Annotated in this window: 26 protein-coding genes and 1 tRNA gene; 15 read left to right on the top strand and 12 right to left on the bottom strand. The window is 68.9% G+C overall.

Going from position 1 to position 25,650, the window contains the following annotated elements:
- Positions 1-14: 14 nt before the first annotated feature.
- Entirely contained in the window at positions 15-197 is a 183-nt protein-coding gene (locus D1409_RS04115; RefSeq protein WP_123534285.1) for a DUF7576 family protein, read from the bottom strand.
- A gap of 108 nt (positions 198-305) precedes the next feature.
- Complete coding sequence (glmU, locus tag D1409_RS04110; RefSeq protein WP_123534283.1) at positions 306-1,490, bottom strand: bifunctional sugar-1-phosphate nucleotidylyltransferase/acetyltransferase; 1,185 nt, start codon at positions 1,488-1,490, stop codon at positions 306-308.
- A gap of 137 nt (positions 1,491-1,627) precedes the next feature.
- Between glmU and D1409_RS04105 the strand changes: the two genes are divergently transcribed.
- The 4 genes from D1409_RS04105 (at position 1,628) to D1409_RS04090 (ending at position 5,214) form a co-directional block, all read left to right on the top strand.
- Entirely contained in the window at positions 1,628-2,029 is a 402-nt protein-coding gene (locus D1409_RS04105; protein ID WP_235853493.1) for a DUF7344 domain-containing protein, read from the top strand.
- A 71-nt stretch (positions 2,030-2,100) separates the two neighbouring features.
- Positions 2,101-2,889 (top strand): GTP cyclohydrolase III, encoded by a 789-nt coding sequence (locus D1409_RS04100; protein ID WP_123534282.1) that lies wholly within the window; start codon positions 2,101-2,103, stop codon positions 2,887-2,889.
- Between the two features lie 138 nt (positions 2,890-3,027).
- On the top strand, positions 3,028-3,606 hold the full coding sequence (locus tag D1409_RS04095) for a CBS domain-containing protein (RefSeq protein ID WP_123534280.1): 579 nt from the start codon (positions 3,028-3,030) through the stop codon (positions 3,604-3,606).
- A 231-nt stretch (positions 3,607-3,837) separates the two neighbouring features.
- Positions 3,838-5,214, top strand: a complete 1,377-nt coding sequence (locus tag D1409_RS04090; protein WP_123534278.1) for an ABC transporter substrate-binding protein — start codon at positions 3,838-3,840, stop codon at positions 5,212-5,214.
- Positions 5,215-5,258: 44 nt separating this feature from the next.
- On the opposite strand, the gene D1409_RS04085 is transcribed toward D1409_RS04090, so the two are convergent.
- From D1409_RS04085 to D1409_RS04070, 4 genes are read right to left on the bottom strand one after another with little or no spacing between them, the layout of a single operon-like run.
- Positions 5,259-6,056, bottom strand: coding sequence for an ABC transporter ATP-binding protein (locus D1409_RS04085; RefSeq protein ID WP_123534276.1), 798 nt, complete (start codon positions 6,054-6,056; stop codon positions 5,259-5,261).
- Positions 6,053-6,943 carry an ABC transporter ATP-binding protein gene (locus tag D1409_RS04080; protein ID WP_123534274.1) on the bottom strand — a complete coding sequence of 297 codons (891 nt, stop codon included), beginning with the start codon at positions 6,941-6,943 and terminating at the stop codon, positions 6,053-6,055. The genes D1409_RS04085 and D1409_RS04080 overlap by 4 nt, the downstream gene beginning before the upstream one ends.
- Positions 6,936-8,375 (bottom strand): branched-chain amino acid ABC transporter permease, encoded by a 1,440-nt coding sequence (locus D1409_RS04075; RefSeq protein ID WP_123534272.1) that lies wholly within the window; start codon positions 8,373-8,375, stop codon positions 6,936-6,938. The genes D1409_RS04080 and D1409_RS04075 overlap by 8 nt, the downstream gene beginning before the upstream one ends.
- Positions 8,372-9,646: a branched-chain amino acid ABC transporter permease gene (locus D1409_RS04070; protein ID WP_123534270.1), complete on the bottom strand. Its 1,275-nt coding sequence runs from the start codon at positions 9,644-9,646 to the stop codon at positions 8,372-8,374. Before D1409_RS04070 ends, D1409_RS04075 begins: the two co-directional genes overlap by 4 nt.
- 368 nt (positions 9,647-10,014) lie before the next feature.
- Here D1409_RS04070 and D1409_RS04065 point away from each other — a divergent pair, with 368 nt between their 5' ends.
- Positions 10,015-10,497, top strand: coding sequence for a GNAT family N-acetyltransferase (locus D1409_RS04065; protein ID WP_123534268.1), 483 nt, complete (start codon positions 10,015-10,017; stop codon positions 10,495-10,497).
- Positions 10,498-10,508: 11 nt separating this feature from the next.
- Positions 10,509-10,582 (top strand) — tRNA-Thr (locus D1409_RS04060).
- 191 nt (positions 10,583-10,773) lie between these two features.
- On the opposite strand, the gene D1409_RS04055 is transcribed toward D1409_RS04060, so the two are convergent.
- Positions 10,774-10,962, bottom strand: coding sequence for an HEWD family protein (locus D1409_RS04055; protein ID WP_123534265.1), 189 nt, complete (start codon positions 10,960-10,962; stop codon positions 10,774-10,776).
- 90 nt (positions 10,963-11,052) lie between these two features.
- Here D1409_RS04055 and D1409_RS04050 point away from each other — a divergent pair, with 90 nt between their 5' ends.
- The gene (locus D1409_RS04050; RefSeq protein WP_123534263.1) at positions 11,053-11,652 is read left to right on the top strand and encodes a YbhB/YbcL family Raf kinase inhibitor-like protein; all 600 of its coding nucleotides are present in this window, start codon (positions 11,053-11,055) and stop codon (positions 11,650-11,652) included.
- 90 nt (positions 11,653-11,742) lie between these two features.
- Entirely contained in the window at positions 11,743-11,886 is a 144-nt protein-coding gene (locus tag D1409_RS04045; protein WP_123534261.1) for a rubrerythrin-like domain-containing protein, read from the top strand.
- A 19-nt stretch (positions 11,887-11,905) separates the two neighbouring features.
- On the opposite strand, the gene D1409_RS04040 is transcribed toward D1409_RS04045, so the two are convergent.
- Both D1409_RS04040 and D1409_RS04035 read right to left on the bottom strand, forming a co-directional pair.
- A complete protein-coding gene (locus tag D1409_RS04040) occupies positions 11,906-12,367 on the bottom strand; it encodes a hypothetical protein (RefSeq protein ID WP_123534259.1) in 462 nt (153 codons plus the stop codon).
- A gap of 71 nt (positions 12,368-12,438) precedes the next feature.
- Entirely contained in the window at positions 12,439-12,891 is a 453-nt protein-coding gene (locus D1409_RS04035) for an acyl-CoA thioesterase (RefSeq protein ID WP_123534257.1), read from the bottom strand.
- Between the two features lie 130 nt (positions 12,892-13,021).
- On the opposite strand from D1409_RS04035, the gene D1409_RS04030 reads away from it, so the two are divergent.
- Positions 13,022-14,383, top strand: coding sequence for an NAD(P)/FAD-dependent oxidoreductase (locus tag D1409_RS04030; protein ID WP_123534255.1), 1,362 nt, complete (start codon positions 13,022-13,024; stop codon positions 14,381-14,383).
- Between the two features lie 27 nt (positions 14,384-14,410).
- Here D1409_RS04030 and D1409_RS04025 read toward each other — a convergent pair whose 3' ends face one another.
- Entirely contained in the window at positions 14,411-15,193 is a 783-nt protein-coding gene (locus D1409_RS04025; RefSeq protein ID WP_123534253.1) for a fumarylacetoacetate hydrolase family protein, read from the bottom strand.
- 127 nt (positions 15,194-15,320) lie between these two features.
- Here D1409_RS04025 and D1409_RS04020 point away from each other — a divergent pair, with 127 nt between their 5' ends.
- The 6 genes from D1409_RS04020 (at position 15,321) to D1409_RS03995 (ending at position 21,605) form a co-directional block, all read left to right on the top strand.
- Positions 15,321-16,130: an NAD(P)-binding domain-containing protein gene (locus tag D1409_RS04020; protein WP_123534251.1), complete on the top strand. Its 810-nt coding sequence runs from the start codon at positions 15,321-15,323 to the stop codon at positions 16,128-16,130.
- A complete protein-coding gene (locus D1409_RS04015; protein WP_123534249.1) occupies positions 16,127-17,608 on the top strand; it encodes a small ribosomal subunit Rsm22 family protein in 1,482 nt (493 codons plus the stop codon). The genes D1409_RS04020 and D1409_RS04015 overlap by 4 nt, the downstream gene beginning before the upstream one ends.
- A gap of 85 nt (positions 17,609-17,693) precedes the next feature.
- Positions 17,694-18,485, top strand: a complete 792-nt coding sequence (gene surE, locus D1409_RS04010; protein WP_123534248.1) for a 5'/3'-nucleotidase SurE — start codon at positions 17,694-17,696, stop codon at positions 18,483-18,485.
- A 77-nt stretch (positions 18,486-18,562) separates the two neighbouring features.
- On the top strand, positions 18,563-19,954 hold the full coding sequence (locus tag D1409_RS04005) for a hypothetical protein (RefSeq protein WP_123534246.1): 1,392 nt from the start codon (positions 18,563-18,565) through the stop codon (positions 19,952-19,954).
- A gap of 67 nt (positions 19,955-20,021) precedes the next feature.
- On the top strand, positions 20,022-20,834 hold the full coding sequence (locus D1409_RS04000; RefSeq protein WP_123534244.1) for an aminoglycoside N(3)-acetyltransferase: 813 nt from the start codon (positions 20,022-20,024) through the stop codon (positions 20,832-20,834).
- Positions 20,835-20,924: 90 nt separating this feature from the next.
- Positions 20,925-21,605 (top strand): carbonic anhydrase, encoded by a 681-nt coding sequence (locus tag D1409_RS03995; RefSeq protein ID WP_123534242.1) that lies wholly within the window; start codon positions 20,925-20,927, stop codon positions 21,603-21,605.
- Between the two features lie 53 nt (positions 21,606-21,658).
- Here the strand turns inward: D1409_RS03995 and D1409_RS03990 are convergent, their stop codons facing one another.
- Together D1409_RS03990 and D1409_RS03985 are read right to left on the bottom strand one after the other, a co-directional pair.
- Complete coding sequence (locus D1409_RS03990; RefSeq protein ID WP_123534240.1) at positions 21,659-24,109, bottom strand: DUF2309 domain-containing protein; 2,451 nt, start codon at positions 24,107-24,109, stop codon at positions 21,659-21,661.
- Entirely contained in the window at positions 24,099-25,586 is a 1,488-nt protein-coding gene (locus D1409_RS03985; RefSeq protein ID WP_123534238.1) for a proton-conducting transporter transmembrane domain-containing protein, read from the bottom strand. Before D1409_RS03985 ends, D1409_RS03990 begins: the two co-directional genes overlap by 11 nt.
- Between the last annotated feature and the right edge of the window lie 64 nt (positions 25,587-25,650).

Here is a 25,650-nt window from a genome sequence, read left to right as displayed (position 1 = left end):
TCGGAGCGGCCCGGTCAGTCCGTCCACTCGTCGCGGTGAGCGTCGCTACAGAAGTGAGTCGTCTGCACTTCGCCGTCCCGGACTCGGGTGACAACCCGGTGGTCGGGGTCCTGCACGAGCGCGTCGCCGCAGACGGCGCACGTCGGCGCGTCGTCCTCGGAGACGTCTTCGTTGAGATCTGAGGTCGGGTCGACCATCTTGTCACACCCGTGTAGACGGACCCACTTAACCGCATACATCGACGGCGGACGAACGTGTGCGCTCCGCCCCGCCGCGACGACCCGCCCGCACCGGCGCCCGGCCGGTCACCGGTCCCGCGTCACGGACTCGCCGGGCGTCGTCGTCGCACCGGCCGAGAGCCTGAGACCGGGAGAGAGACTCGTGTTGATGCCGGTCTTCGCGCCGTCGCCCGCGACGACGCCGAACTTCCTGCGACCCGTCGAGACGCGCTCGCCCTTGACGGTGAACTGCACGTCGGCGCCGTCGTGTCTGAGGTTCGCGACGTTCGTCCCCGCGCCGAAGTTCACGTCTCGCCCGAGGACGCTGTCGCCGACGTACGAGAGGTGGGGGACGTGCGTCCCGCGCATGACGACGCTGTTCTTGATCTCGACGCCGTTGCCGACGTGCGTGTCCTCGGCCAGCAGCGTCGCGCCCCTGACGTACGCGTTCGGACCGACGTCTGCGCCCGAGCGGATCAGCGCCGGCCCCTCGACGACGACGCCGGCGTCGACCGTCGCTCCGTCCTCGACGACGACCGCGCCGCGGAGGTCCGCCGTCTCGTGAACCTCGCCCCGCACGTCGCGGTCGAGTTCGGCCAGTTTCCACTCGTTGGCCTCCAGGAGCTCCCACGGGCGGCCACAGCCGAGCCAGCGCTCGACGGCGACCGTGCTGACGGACTGCTCCGCGATGGTCCTCGAGAGCACGTCCGTGATCTCGTGTTCGCCCCGTTCGCTCACGGGCACGTCGAGCCACTCGCGGGCCTCGGCGGGGAAGCGGTACGCGCCGACGTTCACGAGGTCCGTCGGGGGGTCCAACGGCTTCTCGACGATGCCGGTGACGACGCCGTCCTCGACCTCGAACACGCCGTAACTCGTCGGGTCGTCGACGCGGTAGGTGCCGACCGCGGGACCGTCGGCGGAGAGCAGCGCGTCGATGCTCGGACGGTCGTAGAGGTCGTCGCCGTTGAGGACAACGAACGGTCCGTCGAGGTGCTCGGTCGCGCAGTCGACCGCGTGAGCGGTACCGAGCTGTTCCTCCTGGACCGCGTACTCGACCGGGACGCCCCGGTACTCGTCGCCGAAGTACTCCCGCACCGCCTCGGCCTCGTAGCCGACGACGAGGATCAGTTCGGACGCGCCGGCGTCCACGGCGGCGTCCGCGCCGTGGGCGACCAGCGGCCGGTCGGCGACGGGCAGCATCGGCTTCGGTAGCGACTCGGTCAGCGGACGCATCCGGGTTCCCTCCCCGGCCGTCAGCAACACGACTTGCATGTCTCCGTGGTGACGCGGACGCTCCAAAGAGGTACCGCCACGGGAGTCGGTGACGTGTGACAGTCGCGGACGGCGGCGGTGTGTGATACCGCGACACATACTAATGCGGCCGGGCCGTACCGAGTGGATCGATCACCATGAACTCGACCGACGACGGCGGACGGGGCGTCGAGCGCGCACGAGCGTTCGCCGACGGCGGCGAGACGGTGCGTGACGACCGGGCCGCGCTCCCGGAGTCGGTCGTCGCGGACCTGCGGGCGAGCGAGCGGCGGTGTCACGCACTGGAGTGTCTCGACTCACGCGACGACCCCCTCCCCGTGTCGGATCTGGCGCGGGCGGTCGCGGCGCGCGAGCGCGACGAGCCGCGGGCGGAGATCCCCGACGATGTCGTCGACACCGTCCGCAGGGACCTGTTCCAGCGGCACCTGCCGAAGCTGACCGCGACGGAGGTGGTCCGGTACGACTCACAGGTCGGGACCGTCGCGCTCTCTACGGACGACGGTCGGTTACTCGGCGGTGTCGCGGCCGGCCCCGACTGACGCCGACCGAGTGCACGAGAGTATCCGAAACGGAAAGAGCAATACAGGCAGCTTTCTAACGAGCCGGTACTGTGACGAACACGCAGGTAACGCACGTCCAGATCGACAACTACGGTCCGTGGACGGTCACCCCGGAGCCACGCCGGGAAGTCGACCTCCAGACGCTCCAGTCGCGGCTCTACGCCGATCTGTGCCAGCTCGTCGGCAACAGGGGCGGCTACGTCTTCTTCTCACGGTTCGACAACATGATCGCCGTCACCAACGGGTTAGACGAGGCCGACCACCAGCTCGTCCAGGAGTCGGTCGGCAACCGCTACCCGGTGACGATGAGCCTGAGCGTCGCCACCGGCACGACGCCGGCCGAGGCGCTCGGCACGGCGACCGAGCAGCTCCAGGCCGCCGGGAGCGCACAGGACAAGACTCGCCGCGAGATCCTCCGTGGGCGAACGATCGACGCGGAGTTCCGAACCGACGAGGACCTCCAGATCGCTCACTTCGACGTCGTCGACGCGACGGGCAAGTACACCGACCAGCTCAACGAGTTCGACACGTTCATCCAGATCGAACAGGGGTACGCCGAACTGATGCGCTACATGCGGGAGGCGTACGACTCGCTCTCCTTCTTCGTCGGCGGCGACAACGTCATCGCGGTCTGTTCGGAGATGGACGCCGCGGACTACCGGGACGCCGTCGACCACGTCAGCGACGCCGTCGACGTGGAACTCCAGGTCGGCGTCGGCCGCGGCGCGGTCGCACAGGACGCCGGGATGGCGGCCAAACACGCGCTGGAGGAGTGCCGCGCGACGGGCGCGGAGGTACACGTCGGCTGGTCGCGGACGAACGACTCACAGGTCGGGTGATGCCGCGCACGGCCGGGCGGGATATCGGACGGGAGAAAACCGCCTCACCGGGGGCCTGAACAACCGGTAACGTACGCCCGGACAGGCCTTAAGCATGGTGCAGGTACCTTTTAGACGCCGTGTGTGAAAGGTCCGCACATGGAACGAGACGTGAGTGTCCAGGAGGTGATGGACCGCGAGTTCGTCGGGGTCAGCGAGTCGGACGACCTCAGGGAGACGGCCGAGTTGATGCTGGACGAGGCCGTCGACAGCGTGGTCGTGCTGCGGGGGAGCGACCCAGTCGGGGTCGTGACCGAGCGCGACGCGCTGGAGACGTTCGTCCGGTCGGACGGCGACGCCCCTCGGGTCCAGGACGCGATGACCGAATCGGTGCCGACGGTCTCTCCCGAGACGACGATAGCGGAGGCGGCCGACGAGATGTCCGCCAACTCGACCCAGCGGGTACTGATCTCCGAGGGCGCCGAGCCCCTCGGCGTCCTGAGCGAGCACGACCTGATGACAGCATCGCCGTTCGCACAGACCGCGAACGGACCGGACGTGCCCGGCGGCGAACGGCAGGTCGCCGGCGTGTCGGCCGGCCGCGGCGAAGCGGCCGCGGAACCGGGGGGCGAAGGTCGCTTCACCGACCAGTCGCTGTGTGAGGCCTGCGGCTCGCTCGCCCGTGACCTCTCCCCGTTCAACGGACAACTACTCTGTGCGGACTGCCGAGACATCTGATCGGCGCCGGCCGCCGCGTTCGGCGCAGTCGGTCCCGGACTGGCCGAGACGGGACAGTAGGCGCTCGTTACATGAGCGCGTTCTGGTAGGACTGGACACCCGGTATCCAGCATCCGGTCTGGACGGTCGTTCGAAAGCTCACGCGTCGGGTCAAGCCGTTCGTATTAGTCGTAGAACGTGACAGGAAGTGGAACAGCTTTATACTCGTCGCAGGAGAAGAGGTTGATCGAGATGACTCGCAAGATACGTCGACGGAAGGTGCTCAAGGGGCTCGGTGTCGCGGGTGTCGCCGGACTCGCAGGGTGTGCACAGGCGGGGGACGACACCCCGACCGAAGAAGACGAGGCCGATGGCGGCGGTGACGGGGCGGACGGCGACGGGACAGACGGGGACGGGACAGACGGTGACGGGACAGACGGTGACGGGACAGACGGTGACGGTGACGGAAACGGGGGCGGCGATGCGTCCCGAACGATCAGGATGGGGATACTCATGGGAGTTACCGGGGGGTTGTCGGAGCTCGGGCCGCCGATCCGGCAGGCCGCGGAGGTGGCGGCCGAGTACGTCGACGAGGAGAGCGACACGTTCTCGGTCGAATACGACTTCGAGGACACCGCGACGGACCCGAACACGGGCATCTCCGGCGCGAACGCGCTGGTCGACGCCGACTATCCGATGATCGCGGGTGCGCTGTCCTCGACGGTGACCATCCAGACGGCGAACAACTCGACCGTCCCGAACGGCGTCGTCCAGTGTTCGCCGGCGAGCACCTCGCCGGCGATCACAGATCTGGAGGACAACGGCTACCTCTGGCGGACGACTCCCGGCGACGGACTCCAGGCCGAGGTGATGACGACGGTCGGCCGGGACCGCCTCGACGGCGAGACGACGGCCACCCTCTCGCTGAACAACGACTACGGGCAGGGCCTCGCCGAGGAGTACGCCTCGGCCTGGGAGGACGCGGGCGGCACCGTCCAGAACGAGGTGAGCTTCGAGCCGGGCCAGGGGTCGTACACCTCACAGCTCAGTTCCGCGCTGCAGGACGAGCCCGACGTTTTGATGATCGTCGGCTACCCGGAGAGCGGCGTCCAGATCTTCCGCGACTTCTACGGCGACTACTCACAGGACTTCTGTGACATCGTCGTCCCCGACGGCCTCCAGAGCGGGAGTCTCCCTGGCGACGTCGGCAACTCGATGCGGAACGTCTGGGGCACCGCGCCGAGTTCGACGGGTCCCGGCCGCGACGCGTTCGAATCGATCTATCAGGACGCCTACGACAGCGACCCCGCGGGGAGCCCGTTCACGGCGCAGTCGTTCGACGCCGCCGCCGTGCTGCTCCTCGCGAACGCCGCCGCGGGCGAGAACGACGGCGAAGCCGTCCGCGACCAGATGGCGAACGTCGCCAACGACGGCGGCGAGGAGGTCACGCCCGACAACCTCGTCGAGGGGCTGGAGATGGCAGCGGAGGGGACGGAGATCAACTACCAGGGCGCCTCCAGCGACATCCAGTTCAACGACAACGGCGACATCGGCGCCGCGACCTACCAGTTCTACCGCTACAACGAGGACGGGTTCGAGGTCATCGAGGACATCGAGTACTCGCAGTAAGTCGCCGTAGAACCGCCGTTTTTTCGCGCGCTTCGGACTCCGCCTCACCCGCCGAGGAACTGCTGCCGGACGTTCTCGTCCGCCAGCAGGGCGTCGCCCGAGTCGACGAATCGGTTCTCGCCCTGCACGAGGACGTACCCCCGGTCACAGCGCCGAAGCGCCTCTTTCGCGTTCTGTTCGACCATCAGGATAGCCGTTCCCGCCTCGTTGATCGCGTCGATGCGGTCGAACAGGTCCTCGACGAGGTCGGGCGCGAGTCCCGCGGAGGGTTCGTCCAGCAGGAGCAGGTCGGGGTCGAGCATCAGCGCCCGCCCCATCGCCAGCATCTGCTGTTGGCCGCCCGAGAGGGTGCCCGCGCGCTGGTCTTCGCGCTCTTCGAGGATCGGGAACCGGTCGTAGACCTCGGCGAGTCGCCCGTCGGGGAACTCCTCGAGGATGTACGCGCCCATCTCGAGGTTCTCGCGGACCGAGAGGCCCGCGAAGACGTTCTCGTTCTGCGGGACGTAGCCGAGGCCGAGGTGGACCAGCGAGTCGGGCGGGGCGCCGGTGATGTCCTCGTCGTCGAAGGTGACGGTCCCGCCGAAGACCCGGGTCAACCCGAACACCGACTTCATCACCGTCGACTTGCCGGCGCCGTTGGGGCCGACGATGGTGACGTACTCGCCGTCGGCCACGTCCATGTCCACGTCGTTCAGGATCTGGAGGTCGCCGTACCCCGCGTCGAGGTTCCGGACCGAGAGCAGGGAGTCGGCCGCCGTCTCGGCCTCGCCGGCGCTCGTCGCGGTGACGCCGCCGCCCTCGTCCGCCGCGGACCCGTCGTCGGGGTCGGTCGCGTCGCTCATATGTCCTCACCCAGGTAGGCGTCGATGACTCGGTCGTTCGACCGGATATCGGCCGGTTCGCCCTCCGCGAGTACCTGTCCCTGATGCATGACGATGACGTGTTCGCAGTGTTCCATGATGAGGTCCATGTCGTGTTCGACCAGCAGGAAGGTCAGGCCCTCCTCGCGCAGTTCGTGCACGCGGTCGAGCAGTTTCTCCTCCAGCGTGGGGTTGACGCCCGCGAACGGCTCGTCGAGCAGCATCATCGACGGGTCGAGCATCAGCGCCCGCGCCAGTTCCAGCAGTTTCCGCTGGCCGCCGCTGAGGTTGCCGGCGTGCTCCTCGGCGAGGTGGTCGATCTCGAACAGTTCGAGCGTCTCCCAGACCCGCTCGCGCAACGCACGTTCCTCCTCGCGCACTCGGCCGCGCAGTCCCGGCGTGACCGCGTTGACCAGCTTCTCGCCCGACTGGCCCCGCGGCGCGAGCATCAGGTTCTCGAGGACGGTCATCTCCTCGAGTTCGCGGGCGATCTGGAAGGTCCGAACCAGCCCCTCGTTCGCGATGTCGCTCGTCCGCAGTCCCGTGATGTCTTGCCCTTCGAAGGAGACTCGTCCGGTGTCTGGCTCGTTGACGCCCGTGATCAGGTTGAACGTCGTCGACTTGCCGGCGCCGTTGGGGCCGATGAGTCCCGTGAGCGACCCTCGTTCGACGGAGAAGGAGACCCCGTCGACCGCGTCGATGCCGCCGAACGACTTCGAGAGGTCGTCGACGACGAGCGACGCGTCGCCCGGCTCGTCGAGGCGGTCGGCCGTCCGCTCCGCGGTCGCCGATTCCCGGTTCCCGGACTCGGCGGCCGCGTCGCTCTCGGTCGCCGCCGTGCCCTCGACCGACGTGCCGTCGTCAGTCATCTCGCTCACCCCCCACGTCGTTCCCGCCGTCCGTCGCGGGACGGCCCTCGCCCGGTCCGGTCCGGGAGGTCCGCTTACCCAGGTCGATGCTCGACGCGACCTCCTTGCGGTGGCCGAGCAGGCCGGTCGGTCTCCGGTGCATCAGGACGATCAACACGACGCCGACGAGGACGAACCGGAGCGAGGAGACGTTCTGGAGGGTGTAGGCGACGAACGGCGTGAGATTCAGGGAGGCGACGGGGGCGAGCGCGCCCGCGAACGTGCTGGGCGCGTCGCCCGTCGCGATGAACTTCGAGAGGATGCGGCTGACGTACAGCGGCCCCTGGAAGAGGAGCGCCGCGAACAGCGCGCCGCCGAGGACGCCCCCGGTGTTCGACCCGGCGCCGCCGATGATCAGCGCGATGAAGATGTAGAACGTCTGGATCGGCCGGAAGGTGGTCGACGTCGGGTCGGTGAACCCCCGCTGGGTCTCCCAGAGGATCCCGCCGAGCCCCATCAGCGCACACCCGACCATGAACACCTTGATCTTGAACATTCGGGTGTCCTTGCCCAGCGAGTTGGCGACGAGTTCGTCCTCGCGGATCGCCTTGAGGACGCGCCCGAACGGCGAGTTCCCGATCCGGCGCAACAGCCAGTAGAAGAGGGCGACGAACCCGAGGAGCACGAGCGTGTAGGTCAGCGAGACGACGACGGTCTGTCTGACTCCGACTGCCCTGAACGCCGTGATCACCGTCTCACCGAAGGCCGTGAAGTCGCCGGCCGCCGGGTTCTGCGGGTTCGTGTAGTAGATCGACTTGACCGGGATCGTCGGGTTGATCGGCATACTGATCCCGCGGCCCGCGCCGGTTCCAAGCGGAACGTCGGGCAGGAAGGGGACGCTGGAGAACAGGGTGAACTCCTCGAACGTCGTGGACAGCAGTGAGAGCCGCACGATCTCCGAGAAGGCGACGGTGACGATGGCGAGGTAGTCGGCGCGGAGCCTGAGCGCCGGCAGGGAGACGAGCGCGCCGGCGAGCGCGGCCATCAGCATGCCGCCGACGATGCCGACCCACAGCGGGAGTCCGAGCCCCGGCGGCGTCGCGCCGGTAGGTGCGGTCAGTGCCGCGAACGTGTAGACGCCGACGGCCATGAAGCCGGCGACGCCGATGTTGAACAGCCCGGCGTACCCCCAGTGGAGGTTCAGCGCGAGCACGAGCATCGCGTACAGCGCCGTCCAGAGCGTCACCGTCTGGATCGCGGCGACGACCCCTTCGAACCCCTGCGAGGGGCCGAGTATCGCGAAGATCGTGAACAGCACGTAGATGCCGGCCATGACGAGGGCGATCAGACCGGCGTCACCGTCCTGTAGCTGTGCGCCCAGCCGCCTGACCGCGCTCCGCCCGTCCGACGGCGGGCCGTCCGACTCGCTCGGGTCGGTGTCTGACTCGCTCATGCCGTCGTCACCCCTCCGTAGAGACCCGCCGGCCGTATCACGAGCACGACGATCATGATCGCGAACGCGGCGGCCGTCGAGAACGACGACGGGATCCACACCAGCGACACCGAGTTGGTGAGGCCGATGAGGATACCACCGACGATGGCGCCGTAGATAGAGCCGATCCCCCCGAGGATGACCGCGGCGAAGATGAGCAGGAGGAGCAGCCAGCCGAGGTTGAAAGCGAGCGTCCCGCGTTCGAGCGCGATGAGGTATCCCGACGCGCCCGCGAGGCCGCCGCCGATGATCCACGTCGCGCGGACGACGCGCTCGGTCGGGATGCCTGTGACCCGGGCGAGGTCCTCGTTGTCGGCCATCGCCCGCATCGCCTTCCCGAGTTTCGTTCGCTGGAGGGTGACGTGGAGGCCGTACATCAGCGCTAGTGACGTGACCACGAGCGTCAGCTCCACGCTCGTGACCGTGAGCAGTTCGGCGGAGTAGCCACCGAAGTCGAGCACCGGCAGCTCGGTGTAGAAGGCGTCCGCCGGCACGTCGCCGCCCTGCGCGCGGATGATGGTCGACCGCTGCGTCGCCAGCGCGAGCTTCCCCTCGACGCCGGCGAGGATGAGCTTCGCGCCGCCCGCCGTCAGCCCGCGGTTGCGCGCCCCGAAGACGAAGACGACGACGTATCGAAGCGCGAGCGCGACGCCGATACTCGCGATCAGGAGGGCGATCCCGCTCTGGTCGCGCATCGGTTCGAAGACGAGTCGGTCGAGCAGGAGCGAGACCGCGACCGTCGCCAGGATGGCGACGACGAGCCCGCTGAATATCGCGAACGGCGTCTGGAGCACGTTGACGGACAGCTCACCCGCGCTCGGGCCCCCGGAACCGAACCCGACCGTCGCCAGAAAGAGAACGTTCCCGTCGAGCGCGCCGGAGCCGAAGCCGGCGACGAGCCAGGCGACGGCCCAGCCGGCGAAGGCGCCGCTCGTGATGTAGTCGCCGTGGGCGAAGTTCGCGAAGCTGAGGATGCTGTAGGTCATCGAGAGTCCGATCCCGGCCAGACCGATCCCCAGTCCGACGACGAGCCCGTTCCAGACCAGCGTGATCAGCCGACCGAATCGCAGACTCCCCCCGAGGAGTGACGCGCCGCCGGCGGTCAGCTCGAAGCCGAGGAGTTTGAACACCAGGTCGAGGGCGAGCAAGACGACGAAGGCGCCGAAGAGCGCCGTCGTCGGTCGCTCGGTGACGGCCAGCCGTACGTCCGCGATTCGTTCAGTCGTCGCCATGGTTCGATGGTGGCGATTCGGTCGCGCCGCGGCCGAAGCCGGTCAGCGCGGTGGTTCTCGGGCAGGAACCGAGTTCCCGCGAGGGGACGTGAGCCGTCCGGGCCGGTCCGGGCTCGCTCCGACTCCCACTCTCGCTCCAGCCCGAACTCCTCTCTCCCCCTCCAGTAGGTCGTACGGGCCGTCGCGGTCTTCGTGTCGGCGGCAGGCGCACTCGCACCCGCGCTGTCCACCTCGAGCCCCGGCGACCTGTCGTGTGATCGGCGAACATTCCGTGTTCCTCACTGGGAGTGGAGACTCCGAGGGGATAAAACTCTTCGACGCGCCGACCGAAGTGATTTGTCGGTCCCCCGTATCTCTCCGATAACCAGATGGAGATCGAGCTGGCAACGGTCGAACAGGCCGAGCGCGTCACGGAGCTGTGGGTCGCGCTCGCGGCCGAGCAGACCCAGTACGACTCGCACGTCCTCGCCGAGCGCAACGAGAGCGTGGTCGCCGACGAGCTGACTCGCCACGCAGTCACCGACCGCCTCGTCGTCGCCACCGCCGACGGCGATATCGTCGGATTCGTCATGTACACTCTCGACCGCGGCAGTTACGAGATGGACGTGACCCAGGGCGTCGTCGAAAACCTCTACGTCGTCCCGAAGTACCGCAACGAGGGGGTCGGCGGCGAGCTGCTGGAGACCGCCGAGCGACGGCTCGACGGGCTGGGGGCAGACACGGTCGTTCTGGAGGCGATGGCCGAGAATCTCGAGGCCAGACGCTTCTATCGGCGTCACGGGTACGACTCTCACAGGGTGCAACTGGAGAAACCGCTGGAAAACGATAACCTCTCAAAGGAGGGGGAGTAACTGCCGAGTGCGCCAGGGGAGCTTGGGTGGTTCAAGCACTCGACTTGTAATCGAGACTCCCGGGGTTCGAATCCCTGCCCTGGCTTCCTGCGGCGTCGTCGCGAACGGTGCGAGGCGCGAACGGAGTGAGCGCCTCGGTGTGAACGGGGAACGGAGTGACCCGTGAACGGACGTGAGCGTCTGCTCGGAGCGACTGCTCTACACTGTACCTGCGAACGTTTGCGAATCGACGGGAGAGCGATCGTATTTCGGCTTGCGACTGACCTGAACCGGGGTTCAGGCGCCCCCTTCGAGCGGGTTGTACGTGCCGTTGATGTCCCACTCGTGGAGGCAGAAGCGGTCGCCGGCGAGTCGGTCGCCGTCCTCGTCGGTCGCGACGGTCCAGGTCCCGGTGTCGTCGTCCCAGACGTCGCACCGGCCGCAGCGCTCACACTCTCGCTCTCTCGGGGGGACGATGGTTGTCATACACCAGTCTCTGTGACGGGGGGTAATTAATCTCGTGGGCTCGGGGCGAGACCCCCCACGCTGAAAGGCCGACCGGTCGTAGCGCCGAGTATGACATCGAGACGAAAGTTCCTGGTCGCCACCGGGGCCGCCCTCCTCGCCGGCTGTGGCTCCGACTCCGACGGCCTGACGATAACGAGAGACGACCCCACGGACGACGACGGCACCGACGTCCCGGCGCAGACAGACCCGCTCGTCGTGTCCTCGGACGCGTTCGACGACGGGGAGACGATCCCGGAGCGACACACGGGCGTCGGCGAGGACGTGTCGCCGCCGCTGACGGTGGAGTCGGCACCGGCGGCGGCGGAGACGTACGCCCTCGTGATGGACGACCCGGACGCGGACGACTACCTGCACTGGCTGATCTGGAACGTCCCGGCCGAGACGACGGAGATCCCGGAGGAGATTCCGCGGACCGAGTCCGTCGACTCGCTCGACGGCGCGCGTCAGGGGACCAACGACTTCGGCGAGATCGGATATCGCGGTCCGCTCCCGCCCACCGACGACGGCCCTCACACCTACCGGTTCTCGGCCTACGCGGTCGACACGACGCTCGACCTCGAAGCAGGCGCCGGTCGCGGCCCGCTCGAATCGGCGCTCGACGGACACGTACTGAACGGATACGCGTTCACGGGCCGGTTCGAGCGGTAGCCGTTGGACGGTTGTAGTCGTTTTTTGGAATTATACTCCTAGAAGAACCTTGAAGGAACGCTTTTGCAGACGAGTGTCCATCTATATCACATGCTCCGCGAAGATCCGTATACGCCGGAAAAGTCCCGGTACGAGTGTGTCGATTGTCTGCACAGAACGACGACAGACGGGACGATCGGGTCCTGCCCGGAGTGTGGCGGTCGGACGAAGAACGTGGCCGTGCCGCGGGAGTGAGCGGTCGCTCCCGAGGCGGCTACTCGTCGAAGTCGGGGAGGTCGTCGGGCGCTTCGTACTCGGTCTCCCACTCGATGTACTCGTCTTTGAGCACGTCACAAACCTCCTGACCCAGTTCCGTCAGTCCCGCGTTGATCGCCGAGACGGTCCCCCAGGAGTCGAGTTCGGGGTGAATGTCCCGCTGTTTCCAGTCCTCCGGGAGCCCGGGCGCGTGATACCCCACCCGCTCGGCGTAGGAGTCCCAGAAGAAGTCGAACCGCGCTATCAGGTCGAGGTCGACGACGATCTCGAAATCCTCGGGGTCCATCGCCGTGCTCGCGGCCCACGTCTCGAAGGCCTGGGCCCACGCGCCGTCTCGGAGATACGATTCGATCTCCTCGCGACGATAGTCCGTGTCGTCGACGACCTGCGTGTCGTCGTACTCGTTGGGGTCGATCGTCTCCAGTTCGGGCGGGGTGGGCGGGTCGACGTCCAGAGTCATGTCTCCGGGTACGGCGGGTCACCGGATAAGTCCCCGTACACGGGCGAGAGCGTCTTCGCTGGCGGGCGCCGTCAGGCGGTGTTCCCCTTGTTGTCGCCGTCGAGTGCCTCGGCGCGGAGCCGTTCGCCCTCGTCCGTCTCGACGGTCAGCTCCGGGACCGCGACGGGCTCGCGGTCGTCGTCGATGGCGACGTAGACGGAGTAGGACTCCGTGGTGAGCTCGCGCTCGCCGGAGCGGGGGTCCTCGCGGAAGACCCGCAGGCGGACGCGGACGCTGGAGCGGCCGGTCTCGTACACGTAGGCCTCGACGAGTGCGGTCTCGCCGACGGGGATGGGCTGCTTGAAGTCGACCTGGTCCATGCGGGCGGTGACGCAGTCGCGGCCGGCGAAGCGCATGGCGGACATCGCGCCGACCTCGTCCATCCACTTGAGCACGTTCCCGCCGTGGGTGGTCCCGAGCGAGTTAGCGTGGTTCGGCTGGACCATGTAGCGGTTCTCGAGAAACGTATCCTGCAGGTCTGGCATCGGCGACGGTTGGACGAGCGCACTGTTAGCTATTGTGTCTGACCGAACGGGCCGTGCGGGCGAGCGTTCTGGGCCACTGGCTCGGCGGAATGGAGGGGGATTTATACTCCGGCGAGGCAGGGGTAGGGGTATGGACCGCGTAGACGTAGCGATCGTGGGCGGGGGCCCTGCGGGCACCTCGGCGGCGTGGGCGGCCGCCCGAGAGGGCGCCGACGCCCTCGTCGTCGAGAAGGGCGTCCCCCGCGCCGACCGCGACCGGATCGGCCCCGACTCGACGGACGCCGCCGGGATGCTCGACTACTGGGTCGACATCATGGACGTGTCGCCCGAGGAGATCCCCGACGACGTCATCCTGAGCGTCCTCGACGGCGCCGAGTTCATCGGCCCGAACGAGTCGGTCACGCTCGAGCAGACCGGCATCGACGCCTCCTACGACCACTTCGGCTTCGCCTTCCACCGCGCGAAGTTCGACGACTGGCTTCGCGACCGCGCGGAGGAAGCCGGCGGCACCTACCACGTCGGCACCAGCGTCAACGGCGTCGAGACCGATCTGTCGGGCGACCCCCGCCACACGCTCACCCTCGCAGACGGCGACGAGATCGGTGCGGACTACCTGATCCTCGCCGACGGCCCCCAGCGGACGGTCACGACCGACGCGCTCGACCAGTTCCTGCCCGGCGGGCAGAGCGTCTCGGACTACCTCGGGCCGAGTCAGGCCAACCACATCGCCTACCAGGAGCACCGCCGCATCCCCGAGGAGCTGTTCGACCCCGCCCACATCAAGTTCTGGTGGGGTGTCATCCCCGGACACACGGCCTACCCGTGGATCTTCCCGAACGACGACAACGTCGCGCGCGTCGGCCTGACCATGCCCATGGGGATGGATCTGGCCGACGTGGAGAACCCCGAAGACTACGCGCTCCTCGACGCCGACGACGAGCGCATCCCGGCCGGCGCCGTCTACCTGCGCCGCCTGCTCGAACGGGAGTACCCCGGCTACGACCTGGACGACTTCCCGCTGGTCGAGGACCGCGGGAAATCGGCCGGGACGGAGGCCTACCCCATCTCCTCGACGCGACCGATCGACTCGCCGGTGAACGCCGGCATCGCCGTCGTCGGCGGGGCGATGGGGGCCACCTCGGCGTTCCACGAGGGCGGCGACCACGTGGCGGTCCGCACCGGCAAGATCGCCGGCGAACTCGCCGCCAACGACCAGTTAGGTCGATACAACGGCCGCTGGAAGAGCGCCATCGGCGAGGAAGTGCTCCGCAACGTCACCTTCGCCGACGTCGTCCGCGGGTGGGAACCGGACGACTGGGACGAGGTGTTCGCCGCGACCCGGCAGATGCAGCGCAAGGGCGGCTACGACTGGGTCGGCGCCCTGCGTTCCGGGGCGACGGCGCTCCGGATCGTCGCCGACTACAAGTGGACGAAACGCGGCTACCGCGACGGCGCGTACGTGCAGATCAGGCAGGACGAGTACTCGATCTGAGAAGCGACCGCACCCGCTCGTTTCGCGTCAGTTGGCGTCCGGGAACCGGACGGTGTGGCGCAAGGTGCCCACGTCGTCGACTTCTATCTCTACTTCGTCGCCGTCGGAGAGCGGGCCGACGCCCTCGGGGGTTCCGGTGGCGATCACGTCGCCCGGTTCGAGCGTCATGTACTCCGTGATCTCCTCGATCAGTTCCGGGATCGAGAAGATCATCCTGTCGATTGTCGAGGACTGCCTGGTCTCGCCGTTGACGCGCGCTTCGATGGTGGCGTCGTCGGCGAGGTGTTCGGGCGTGGCGATGACCGGGCCGATGGGCGCGGCGCCGTCGAAGGCCTTGCCGCGGACCCAGTTCTGTTCGCGGTCCTGGTCGTCGCGGTTCGAGAGGTCGTTGAAACAGGTGTAGCCGGCGATCACGTCGTCGGCGTTGACGGCGTCGACGTTGCGACACTGCTCGCCGATGACGACGCCGAGCTCCGCCTCGTACTCGACGCGCTCCTTGCCGGCGGGGAGCGTGACCGTGCTCCCGTGGGTGGCGACGGTGTTCGGCGTCTTGATGAACAGGAGCGGGCGGTCGGGGACCTCCTCGCCGCGCTCGTCGGCGTGGTCGGCGTAGTTACGGCCGACGCAGACGATCTTGGTCGGCTCGCAGGGTGCGAGAATGTCGACCTCGTCCGGGTCGAACGTCTCGTCGCCGAAGGCGATGCGCCCGTACGGCCCCGCGGCGGCGGTGACCACCTCCTCCCCGTCTCGAGTCGTCCACCGGCCGCCCCGGACGTTGCCGGCGGAATCGCGAAAGCGGACGCGTCTCATGTCACGGACATCTCGGGGCCGGCCCATAAGCGTTTTCAGAACGGTACCGGGTGACACACCCCGCGCTGCGGGTCAGCGGAGTCGACTGACCGAACTGCTTTTGAGAGGCGACACAGTAGCCGGCCGTATGAACCTGCTCGTGGTCGGCGCCGGCGAGATGGGGCGGTGGTTCGCCCGGACCGTCGCCGCCGGGACGCCCGACCCGCCGGCGGTCGCGTTCACCGACACCGACCCGAGCGTCGCCCGCGATGCCGCCGCCGAACTCTCCCGTTCGACCCACGCGTCGAGCGACGAATCGAGCGCCCGTGCAGTCCCGACCGACACCGAGGAGCGATTCGACGTTGTCGTCTTCGCCGTACCGATCCCGGCCGTCGAGGCGGCAGTCACGGCCCACGCCGACCGCGCGGACCGCGCGCTCGTCGACGTCTCGGGCGTCATGGGTGCGGCGGTCGACGCGATGGCCGACGCGGGGCCCGACCTGGAACGGGTGAGTCTCCACCCGCTGTTCGCCGCCTCGAACGCGCCGGGCAACGTGGCCGTCGTCGCAGACGCGCCCGGTCCCGTCACCGACGAGATCCGTGCGGCCCTGGCCGAGGCCGGGAACGACTGTTTCGAGACCACGGCGAGCGAACACGACCGGGCGATGGAGACCATCCAGGCGCGCGTTCACGCGGCCGTCCTCGCCTTCGGGCTCGCGGCCGAACCGGTGGCCGAGGAGTTCCAGACGCCCGTCTCCGCGGCGCTGTTCGACGTCCTGGAGACGGTCACCGGGAACGACCCGGGCGTATACGCTGACATACAGGCGACGTTCGAGGGCGCAGAGAGCGTCGCCACGGCCGCGCGCCGACTCGCCGACGCCGACCGGGGGACCTTCGAGGACCTCTATCGCGAGGCGGGGAACTCGGCGACCGTCCCGACCGACGGTGAGGACCGATGAACGACGACCAGCGCGAGCAGGTCCGCTCGAACGCGAAGTACCTCCGGGAGGTGCGCCCCGTCGACGCCGACGAGATATACGAGTACGTCGACGGCCAGCCCCACCCGGCGGCCGTCAAACAGGTGCTCCGGGAGTCCGCGGTCGACCTCGGACTCGTCGAACGCGAGGACGGCACCTTCGAACCGGTCGCCGAGGGACCGGTGTCGGTGGCGTTCGACGGCGTCGAGGCGTTCCCCGTCGAGTACGGTCGCGTCCTCGAGGACCTGCTGGTCGAGCGCTACGGCGCTGGCTGGCCGGACGGCGACTCGGGCGACCGACTGCGCGAGCGGATCCGCGCGATCAAGGACGACTACTACCACCAGCGCGACGTCGCCTACGACGAAGAGACCGCGCTCGCGTACGCACTCTACCACCTCCCGGACTACTACGCGGTCGTCCAGTACGTCGTCGCGGACCTGATCCGCGAAGAGCTGGTCCCGCGACGTCTGCGCGTCCTCGACGTGGGCGCCGGCGTCGGCGGCCCGGCGCTGGGCCTGCACGACCTCCTGCCCGAGGATGCACTGGTCGACTACCACGCCGTCGAACCGAGCGACGCTGCCGACGTGCTGACAGCCGTGCTCGACGAGACGGGCCGGAACTTCCACCCGGCGGTCCACCGGGAGACCGCCGAAGCGTTCGACCCGAACGCGGTCGCCGGCGTCACCGACGGCGACGCTCCCGAGGGCGGAGCCGCCACCGACGGGTTCGACCTGATCCTGTTCTCGAACGTCCTGAGCGAGCTCGACGACCCCGAGGCCGTCGTGCGCCGATACGCGGATGCGCTGGCCGAGGACGGGACGATCGTCGGGCTCGCTCCCGCGGACCGCAACACGGCGATCGGCCTCCGGGAGATCGAGCGTGCGGTCGCGGACCGCGGGCCGCTCACTATCTACGGGCCGACGGTCAGGCTCTGGCCGGGCGAGACGCCGTCGGACGACTGCTGGTCGTTCGACACCCGCCCGGACCTCGAGACGCCGGTCTTCCAGCGCCGCCTCGACGAGGGCGACCCCGGCGAGGCGGGACTCGACGGCGCGGACCGGCGCTCCGGGGAGTTCGTCAACACGGACGTGCAGTACGCCTACACGTTCCTCCGTCGCGACGGCCTGCGACGGGTCGATTTCACGCCCGACGGGTCGCGGGTAGCGAAACTGGCCGACAGCGAGGCGCACGTCACCGACAGGGTGGACTGCTACGCGGCGAAACTCAGCCGCGACCTCTCGGACGACGGGCACCCGCTCTTCCGCATCGGCGACGGGAGTCAACGCGTGGACCACTTCGCCGTGCTGACCGACGAGTCGTCGCTCAACGCCGACCTGCTGACAGCGGCCTACGGCGACGTGCTCGGCTTCGAGAACGTGCTCGTCCTCTGGAACGACGACGAGGCGGCGTACAACCTCGTCGTCGACGGCCAGACCGTCGTCGACCGCATCCCGGTCTGACCGCCGGACCCCGCGCCGAACGGCGCGACCGCGCTCCCGGTCGACTGAGCGGTGGGCTTTTGCGACCGCCAACCTCACGGACGGTATGGACGAGCCGTCGATCCTGTTGACGAACGACGACGGTATCGAGAGCGCGGGCCTCCGGGCGCTCTACGACACGCTCACGGCCGTGGGCGACGTGACAGTCGTGGCGCCCGCCGAGGACCAGAGCGCGGTGGGACGGTCGCTCTCACACGACGTGACCGTCCACGAGCACGAACTCGGCTACGCTATCGAGGGGACGCCGGCGGACTGCACGGTCGCGGGTCTCGGGTCGCTGGCTCCCGAGACCGACATCGTGGTCGCGGGCTGTAACCAGGGGGCCAACCTCGGGGCGTACGTCCTCGGGCGGTCCGGGACCGTCTCGGCCGCCGTCGAGGCGACGTTCTTCGACGTGCCCGCCATCGCCGTCTCGATGTACATCCCCGTCCGCGAGGACACCGCCTACGAGGCGGTGCAGGTCGACCCCGACAGTTACGCCGAGGCCGCGGCCGCCACCGAGTACCTCGTCGAACAGGCCCCGGAGACGGGCGTCTTCGAACAGGCCGACTATCTCAACGTCAACGCCCCCGTCGCGGAGTGGGGGCCGGCCGAGATGGCGGTCACCTTCCCCTCGGCGGTGTACCAGATGACCGCCACGCGCGACGCGGGCGACATCAAACTGCACGACGGGATCTGGGAGCGAATGGCCGACGGCGATATCCCCGACCCAGAGGGGAGCGACCGCCGCGCCGTCGTCGACGGACAGGTGAGCGTCTCACCGCTGACGGCCCCGCACACGACCGAACACCACGAGCGACTGGACGTGCTTGCCGCGGAGTACGACCCCGGGGAGTGATCACGTCGCGGAGTCGAAACGTATACCTTCCCGCCGAGTGACACGCCGAACGAACCGCCCTCCAGCGGTCCCGACCGATGAGAGAAACAGTCGCTACCCTCGGCGTCGTCGCCCTCCTCCTGCTCGCCGGCTGCGGGAGCCTCCTCGGCGGACAGGACACGGCGGCGCCGACCCAGACCGACGCATCGACCGACGAACCGACTGCGACGCAGGCGGACGCGACGGCCGACCCGGCGGACTCGACGGCCGCCGACACACCGACGGCCACGCCGACAGACGCGGCCACGCCCGCTTCGACGGACGAGCCGACCGTGACTCCGTCACCGACGGAGCGCTCGACCGACACGCCGACGCCGACCGAGACGCCCGGGTCCGCCGACGCGCCGGACGTCGCAGTCCGCGGCGGGAACCTCTCAGTGGACGAGGACGCCGTCTACGCCGACGTACAGGAACTGCTCGGGACGGACGTAGACCCGCCGACGGTGTACGTCCGCGACGAGATGCCGGCGCTCGAACGCTACAACGACCAGCTCGCGTCGGACCCGTTCTACGACACGTTCGGCTACGGCGAGGAGTTCATCGACACGAGCGTCTACCACGGGTCGGCCACCACCCGCCGGATCGTCGTGATGCCGAAGAACGCGAGCGAACGGCAGGAGCGGACGCTGCTCGCCCACGAGTACGTCCACTGGATGCAGTTCCACAGCGACGTGATCGACATCGACGGCTTCGGCGAGTTCGTCGACGACACCGACTCCCAGCAGGTCGCCGCCGGTCTCGTCGAGGGCGCGTCGGTGTACGTCACCGACGCCTACGTCGACCGGTACATGGACACCGAGTGGAACCAGACGCAGGAACTCGAAGAGCAGTACGAGGAGGGGCCGGCCGGCCGGCGGCTCTTCCGCGCGCGCTACCTCTACGGCGCACAGTACATCGACTCGCGGGTCGAGAGCCCGCACAACGTCTCCTGGCTCTACGACGAGTCGACGCCGACGCCGGTCACCGGCGAACAGCTGATCCACGGCTACACACCGGACGAAGAGCCGGAACTCGACCTCGACCTCTCGGTGAACGGGACCGGGAACTGGTCGGTCGCGTCCCGCCACCACGACACCAAAGGCGAGATCGTCGTGCGGACGATGCTCCGCGCCGAACTGAACCACTCGGTCGCGTCGACGGCGGCCGAGGGGTGGGGGAGTGATCACGCCGTCCGCATGCGTCACGGCGAGAACCACAGCAGGCTCGGCATCGCCTGGGCGCTCCGCTGGGACGACGCCGGCGAGGCCGACGAGTTCGCCGACGCGTTCGAGTCCTGGCGGGCCGAGCGAGCCGAGAGCGACGACACCGCGTACCGCCTCGTGCGCGTCGACTCCCAGACGGTCGCCGTCTTCGCCGGTGACGACGGGTTCGTCGAGACGGCGGCGGCCACCGGGTCGAACGCGAACGTCACCGTCTCCGCGACGAACTGACGACACTCGGTGCCACGGGCACTCACCGCCACGTAACACTCAAATCCGGCCTGCTCGAACGCCGCCCATGGGAGAACGCGCAGCGGTCGATAGGGTCGAGGCCCCCGTGACGGTCTCGACGATAGTCGACGACCTCCGCGAACTCGGCGTCGCGCCGGGCGACACACTGCTCGTCCACTCGTCGCTGAGCGCGCTCGGCTGGGTGTGTGGCGACGCGCAGGCCGTCGTCGACGCGCTCCGCGAGGCAGTCACCGAGGCCGGGACGCTCGTGATGCCGGCTCACACCGGCCAGTACACCGATCCGTCGGTGTGGTCGAACCCGCCGGTCCCCGACGACTGGGTCGAGACCATCGAGGCCGAACGACCGCCGTTCCGACCCGAGAGCACGCCGACCAGAGGGATGGGTGTGATCGCCGAGTGTTTCCGCGCCTATCCCGACGTCGTCAGGAGTCAGCATCCGACGACCTCGTTCGCGGCGTGGGGCGCCGACGCCGACGAGGTCGTCGCCGACCACCACTACGACTACGGCCTCGGCGAGCACTCCCCGCTCGCGTCGGTGTACGACCGCGACGGCGACGTGCTGATGCTCGGCACCGACTGGGGGACGAACACGTCGATCCACCTCGCCGAGTACCGCGCCGAGTTCCCGAAGGAGACCCACAGGAACGAGGTCCCCGTCGTCGCGGACGGCGATAGCGTCCGAGTGTCCTACGAGGACATCAGGCGAGACACGTCGGACTTCGTCTCGCTCGGCTCGGACTTCGAGGCCGAACGGGCGGACGCGGTCGAGACGGGACGCGTGGGCGACGCCGAGACGGTCCTGGTCGGCCAGCCCGAACTCGTCGACTTCGCCGTCGAGTGGTTCGACACGAACCGCTGAGTCGCTCGGCGACCGACGCAGAGTGTACGGAGTGGCAGATGGTTTATAATTCGTCGAAGAGCTATATGGGTACCACGAGTAGGAGGCGGTATGGATCGGACGGTCGTCGAACTGCTGGAGGGGAACGCGCGACACGCCGAACAGTTCGCTGACCGCTTCGACGACGTACAGGACGCCCAGCACCCCGCTGCGGTCACGGTCTGTTGCTCGGACTCGCGGGTCCTCCAGGACCAGATGTGGGGTAACGAACAGCCCGGTCACCTCTTCACGGTCGGCAACATCGGCAACCGCGTCGTCCAGCGGGGCGACACCGGCGAGGAGCTCTCGGGAGACGTGCTCTACCCCATCGCCCACACCGGGACCGAGACCGCCGTCGTCGTCGGGCACACCGGCTGTGGCGCCGTGACCGCGACGTACCGGAAGCTGACCGGCGAGCTCTCCGAACCGCCCGGGATCGAACACTGTCTCGACCTGCTGGAGCCACACGTCGCGCCTGGCATCGCGGCGCTCCCCGACGGCCTCGACGAGGGCGCGGCCGTCAACCACCTCGTCGAGTACAACGTCGACCAGCAGGTCGAGTCGCTCGTCGAGAGCGAGGGGGTGCCCGAGTCGGTTGACGTCGTCGGCGCGGTGTACGACTTCCAGGACGTGTACGACGGCGAGCGTGGGGAGATACACGTGGTCAACGTCGACGGCGTGCACGACGTCGACGCGCTCCGCGACGCCCACCCGGACGTCGAGGGGCGCATCGACCGGATCTGGGAGTACTGACCCGCGCGGCGAACGGTACTGACCCGGCCCGGCAAACCGGGTCGGACGCCCGGTCAGTGGACGAGCGGCTTCGCTAGCGTCGGCTCCCACTCCAGGTCGCCCTGGTAGTGGAACGCGTCGTTGTCCTGTTCGGGGTCGACGACCGTCAGCGATATCCAGCCGTTGTCGAGCAGCGTCGCGACCTCCTCGTGGCGACCGATGATATCGTTGACGCGCTCGATGGGCGCGTGGATGACCGCCGTGAGACGGAGCGGCTGGTGGTACGGCTGTTCATCGTCGACCTTGAGGGACTGGAGCGGCAGCCCGGTCATCAGGTCGCCGCCGTTGCCCTGCACGACGCCGACGTTGCCGCGCGGGTTCTGCGTGACCTTCGAGCCACTCCCGTAGACGGCGTTGTCCACCGTCGCGAAGTAGTACTGGTCGTTGATCCACTGGGTGACCACCAGCGGCCCCGTCATTATGGCCTCCAGCGCCTCCCCGCCGGGGTCGGTCGACCAGTCGTAGGAGTGCAGGAACGCCCGGCCGTCGAGGTTCTCGTCCTCGGTCAGCGCTCGCGGACCGACGACGAACGAGGCGTTGCCGGCCAGCCCCCACTCGGGGCGGGTCTCCGCCCAGTCGGCCGCCCGGCGCTCCGTCTCGCGGACGGCGTCCCCGGCGTCGCCGCCCGCCATCGACTCCGTGCGCTCGGCCGCCGCGGCGGCCCGCGCCGCTTCGAGGTCGTCACGGAGGCGTTCGAGGTCCTCGCGGTGGCTCTCGGGGACGTGCCCGTCGAACAGCGTGATCTCGTCGGTGGTCGTGTTGTGCTCGCCGGCGAGGAAGACGGTGTCCGAGGGGACGTCGAACCCGCGCTCGCGGAGTTCGGCCCTGACCGCCTCGTCGTTGCAGATGGCGGCGAGGACGCGAGCGTTCGGGCCGCCGGGGTTGCCGGCGCAGGCGCCGCAGTCGAGGCTCGAGTCGAACGGGTTGTTCGTCGTCTCGCTCGCGTGGCCCGCGAAGACGACCAATCGGGAGAACTGCTCCCAGCCCATCAGCTCGAAGGCGGTCTCGGCGCAGGAGACCTTCTCCGCCAGCGTCATCCCCTTCGGGAGGTCGCCGACGTCGCCGTCGCACTGACGGTCGATCGTCGGCTCGCAGAACTCGCCCTGAGACGGGACCCTGTCGTCGACGGCGCCCGAGAGGTCGGCGACGGCCGACGGGAGCAGCGTCCGCGCGGCCATCGCCGCGCCGTAGGCGCTCCCGCCGCCCTCGACGAAGGTGAACGCGGCGGCCACGTTGGTCTTGAGCGACTTGAGGTGCTTCCGACCGGCCGAGGCCAGGTCGGTCCACCGGTCGTGGGCAGCCCTGTCGTCGCGATGGTCGTGTTCCGGGCGGTCGGTGATGCGGTGTTGCGGGTCGACGATGGGGGGACAGGCGTCGATATCTACGTCCGAGTCGTACCCCTGATAGCGCATCGGGACGCCGAAGAAGCCCGCGTACCCGTGGGTCTCGTACGGGCCGGCGGCCTCGATGTGACGGCGGACGACCTCCGAGCGGGTGTCGATACAGAAGACGAGCTGTGCGGCCGGGCGCTCGTCGTTCTCGGTGGCGGGCTCCGTGACCGTCCGGTCGATGCCGTCGAGCAGGCGGTCGCGGTAGCTGTTCTCCCACGCGGTCAGCCAGATCTCCGACAGGGGAACGTCACCGTCGTCGGTCTCACCGGACCCGGTGGCCACCCCGTTGGACCCAGCGGCCACCCCGTCGGACACGGCGGCCAGCCCCTCGTCGGGTTCGACGGACGCGTCGAGCAGGTCCGCCAGGGTCAGGCGCACCGCGAGGTACTCCAGCAGCGAGATGGGGTACGCTTCCTGCCACGGCCCGGCGTCGTCGTCGTCGGCCCGCTGTTTGACGAACCCGGTCCACCCCGGGAGCGCGGCGAGATGGTGCTCGAAGATGTCCTCCCAGCGCCCCTGCGGGTGGTCCGAGAGGGCGGCCTCCACCGCCGCCGTCGGCGTCTCTGGGAGGTCGGCGGGGTCGTCGCAGCCGGGCACCTCGTCGTCGTACGGGGCGAGTGCGCGCCAGGCGGCGTAGAAGCCGCGCTCGCGGTCGGGCATCGACCACTGGGCCTGTCCCTGGTCGAGGAACGCGGCGAGCCACTTCGAGAGCACGCGGTCGACCGTCTCGGTCGCGTGGTCGGTCTCGCCCTGGCCGTCGCGCTCGGACTCGGCCGTGGCCATCTCGTCGAGCAGGGCCTCGGGCTCGCCGGAGACGCCGTGGGCGTCGAGTTCCGCGCCCAGCACGTCCGGGTCGATCCGGCCTTGCTCCCACGCCTGACGGAACACCGAGGGTCGGGGGTAGCCGCGACCGCCGAACAGTTCCTCGGCTTCCTCGACCGCGCGGTGGAACGGTCGGTCCTCGAACCCCGAGAGGGGGTTGGCGGTGACGAAGGAGTGCAGCGGCCACACCGAGCCGACGGTGTCGGCCGCGCGTTCGATGCTGTCTTCGACGGTGGCGCGTTCAAGCGTCATTGTAGTCCTCCTTGCGGGTGAGAATCGTCTCCGGATCAGGCTGCGAGCGGTTGAGCAGGGCGACGTAGAGCCGCTTGCTGGAGCGGTGCCAGCCGAGCTCCGTCGCCAGATACGACAGGGCGAACAGACCGGCGACGCCGACGTGGACGACCGTCAGGTCGGTCGGTGCCGTCGCCATCGGCGCGCCCGCGATCACGGTCGAGATGGCGTTGAAGAGCAGGGCGTACCCGCCGATAGCGGTCAGGACCACGAGCGGGACGCTCAGGAGCCTGACCGACGGCGAGAGGGTCGACCGTCGGAAGATGTCCCGGGCCGCGTGCATGGTCGTCAGGACGACGACGAACGCCAGGAAGAGCCCGCTGTCCGGGTGCATTCCCTTCCCGGTGAGGACGGCGAACAGGGCGCCGCCACCCAGCGCCGTGAGCAGGCTGACGACGGCGCCCGGGGCGGTGAGCCGATTCCGTTTCGCGCCCTTCGGGGTCGTCTGCTCGACCGCCTCGCCCGACGAGAGGAACAGGTACGCCTTGTAGAACCCGTGGAGGACGAGGTGGGTGATGGCGGCGGCGAAGAAGCCGAGCCCGCACTGGAGTATCATGAAGCCCATCTGGGCCATGGTCGAGGCGCCGAGTTTGCGCTTCACGTCGGTCTGGACGAGCAACAGCGCCTGTCCGAGCAGGGCGCTGACCGCGCCGACGAGGACGATAGCCGACATGAGGGCGGTCTCGCCGGCGAACAGCGGCGCGAACCGGGTGAGCAGGATGCCGCCCGCGTTGACGAAGCCGGCGTGCATCAGCGCCGACGCCGGGGTGGGCGCCGTCATGGACGACAGCAGCCACGAGTGGAACGGGAACAGCGCCGACTGGATGATCGCCGCGAGGAAGACGCTGCCCGCGGCGAAGAGCGCGACGGTCTGTGGGACGGTCTCGACCTGTCCGAGGATACCGGAGAGACCGGTCGTGCCCGTCGCCCAGACCAGCGCGGTCAGGCCGACCGCCAGCAGTCCGCTACTGGCGAGGAAGTACCGGCGAGCGGTCCTCGCTGCGGCCTGTGCCTGCGGCCAGTCGCGGACGTGGCCGATGAGCGACGCCATGAGGAGTCCCATCGCCAGCCACGCCCCCGCGAACAGCGCGACGTGGTCGGCCGCGGTCGTCGTCATGACGACGAGCGTGAAGGCGAAGATACGGGCGAAGAAGGCGTCGAGGTGGCGGTCGCCGGCCATGTAGCGGCGGGAGTAACTGTGGACGATCCCGCTGAAGAAGGTGACCACGACCCACATCACCGCGGTCAGTCCGTCGTAGACGAGCACGCCCGCGATTCCCCACTCGAACCCGTTCGTCACCGACAGGGCGAGCGCCCCCACGCCGAGGAGAAAGAGGACCCAGACCGTCGCCGTCGTCGCTCGGGGAACGAACGAAGCCGTCGAATCCGGTTCCTCGAGGGGCTGTACGGCGTCGTTCGCTCTCGGTTGGCCTGTCATCGTTTGGGTCCTCGACCAGTCCGTGTCGCTGCCACGACGCCGAACCCCCGGCGGGGCCGTAGAC

Source organism: Halosimplex salinum, assembly GCF_003730195.1.
Classification (GTDB): domain Archaea; phylum Halobacteriota; class Halobacteria; order Halobacteriales; family Haloarculaceae; genus Halosimplex; species Halosimplex salinum.
This window is presented reverse-complemented; position numbering and strand designations above follow the sequence as displayed.

Excerpts from the sequence above, each read along its gene's own strand:
- D1409_RS04065 (WP_123534268.1), top strand. The coding sequence starts at position 10,015 with ATGGAGATCGAGCTGGCAACGGTCGAACAGGCCGAGCGCGTCACGGAG.
- D1409_RS04035 (WP_123534257.1), bottom strand. The coding sequence starts at position 12,891 with ATGCCAGACCTGCAGGATACGTTTCTCGAGAACCGCTACATGGTCCAG.
- D1409_RS03995 (WP_123534242.1), top strand. The coding sequence starts at position 20,925 with ATGGATCGGACGGTCGTCGAACTGCTGGAGGGGAACGCGCGACACGCC.
- D1409_RS04055 (WP_123534265.1), bottom strand. The coding sequence starts at position 10,962 with ATGACAACCATCGTCCCCCCGAGAGAGCGAGAGTGTGAGCGCTGCGGC.
- D1409_RS04095 (WP_123534280.1), top strand. The coding sequence starts at position 3,028 with ATGGAACGAGACGTGAGTGTCCAGGAGGTGATGGACCGCGAGTTCGTC.
- D1409_RS04105 (WP_235853493.1), top strand. The coding sequence starts at position 1,628 with ATGAACTCGACCGACGACGGCGGACGGGGCGTCGAGCGCGCACGAGCG.
- D1409_RS04080 (WP_123534274.1), bottom strand. The coding sequence starts at position 6,943 with ATGACTGACGACGGCACGTCGGTCGAGGGCACGGCGGCGACCGAGAGC.
- D1409_RS04115 (WP_123534285.1), bottom strand. The coding sequence starts at position 197 with ATGGTCGACCCGACCTCAGATCTCAACGAAGACGTCTCCGAGGACGAC.
- D1409_RS04015 (WP_123534249.1), top strand. The coding sequence starts at position 16,127 with ATGAACGACGACCAGCGCGAGCAGGTCCGCTCGAACGCGAAGTACCTC.
- D1409_RS04050 (WP_123534263.1), top strand. The coding sequence starts at position 11,053 with ATGACATCGAGACGAAAGTTCCTGGTCGCCACCGGGGCCGCCCTCCTC.
- D1409_RS04005 (WP_123534246.1), top strand. The coding sequence starts at position 18,563 with ATGAGAGAAACAGTCGCTACCCTCGGCGTCGTCGCCCTCCTCCTGCTC.
- D1409_RS04025 (WP_123534253.1), bottom strand. The coding sequence starts at position 15,193 with ATGAGACGCGTCCGCTTTCGCGATTCCGCCGGCAACGTCCGGGGCGGC.
- D1409_RS04030 (WP_123534255.1), top strand. The coding sequence starts at position 13,022 with ATGGACCGCGTAGACGTAGCGATCGTGGGCGGGGGCCCTGCGGGCACC.
- D1409_RS04040 (WP_123534259.1), bottom strand. The coding sequence starts at position 12,367 with ATGACTCTGGACGTCGACCCGCCCACCCCGCCCGAACTGGAGACGATC.
- D1409_RS04020 (WP_123534251.1), top strand. The coding sequence starts at position 15,321 with ATGAACCTGCTCGTGGTCGGCGCCGGCGAGATGGGGCGGTGGTTCGCC.
- D1409_RS04000 (WP_123534244.1), top strand. The coding sequence starts at position 20,022 with ATGGGAGAACGCGCAGCGGTCGATAGGGTCGAGGCCCCCGTGACGGTC.
- D1409_RS03990 (WP_123534240.1), bottom strand. The coding sequence starts at position 24,109 with ATGACGCTTGAACGCGCCACCGTCGAAGACAGCATCGAACGCGCGGCC.
- D1409_RS03985 (WP_123534238.1), bottom strand. The coding sequence starts at position 25,586 with ATGACAGGCCAACCGAGAGCGAACGACGCCGTACAGCCCCTCGAGGAA.
- D1409_RS04075 (WP_123534272.1), bottom strand. The coding sequence starts at position 8,375 with ATGAGCGAGTCAGACACCGACCCGAGCGAGTCGGACGGCCCGCCGTCG.
- D1409_RS04085 (WP_123534276.1), bottom strand. The coding sequence starts at position 6,056 with ATGAGCGACGCGACCGACCCCGACGACGGGTCCGCGGCGGACGAGGGC.
- D1409_RS04090 (WP_123534278.1), top strand. The coding sequence starts at position 3,838 with ATGACTCGCAAGATACGTCGACGGAAGGTGCTCAAGGGGCTCGGTGTC.
- surE (WP_123534248.1), top strand. The coding sequence starts at position 17,694 with ATGGACGAGCCGTCGATCCTGTTGACGAACGACGACGGTATCGAGAGC.
- glmU (WP_123534283.1), bottom strand. The coding sequence starts at position 1,490 with ATGCAAGTCGTGTTGCTGACGGCCGGGGAGGGAACCCGGATGCGTCCG.
- D1409_RS04070 (WP_123534270.1), bottom strand. The coding sequence starts at position 9,646 with ATGGCGACGACTGAACGAATCGCGGACGTACGGCTGGCCGTCACCGAG.
- D1409_RS04045 (WP_123534261.1), top strand. The coding sequence starts at position 11,743 with ATGCTCCGCGAAGATCCGTATACGCCGGAAAAGTCCCGGTACGAGTGT.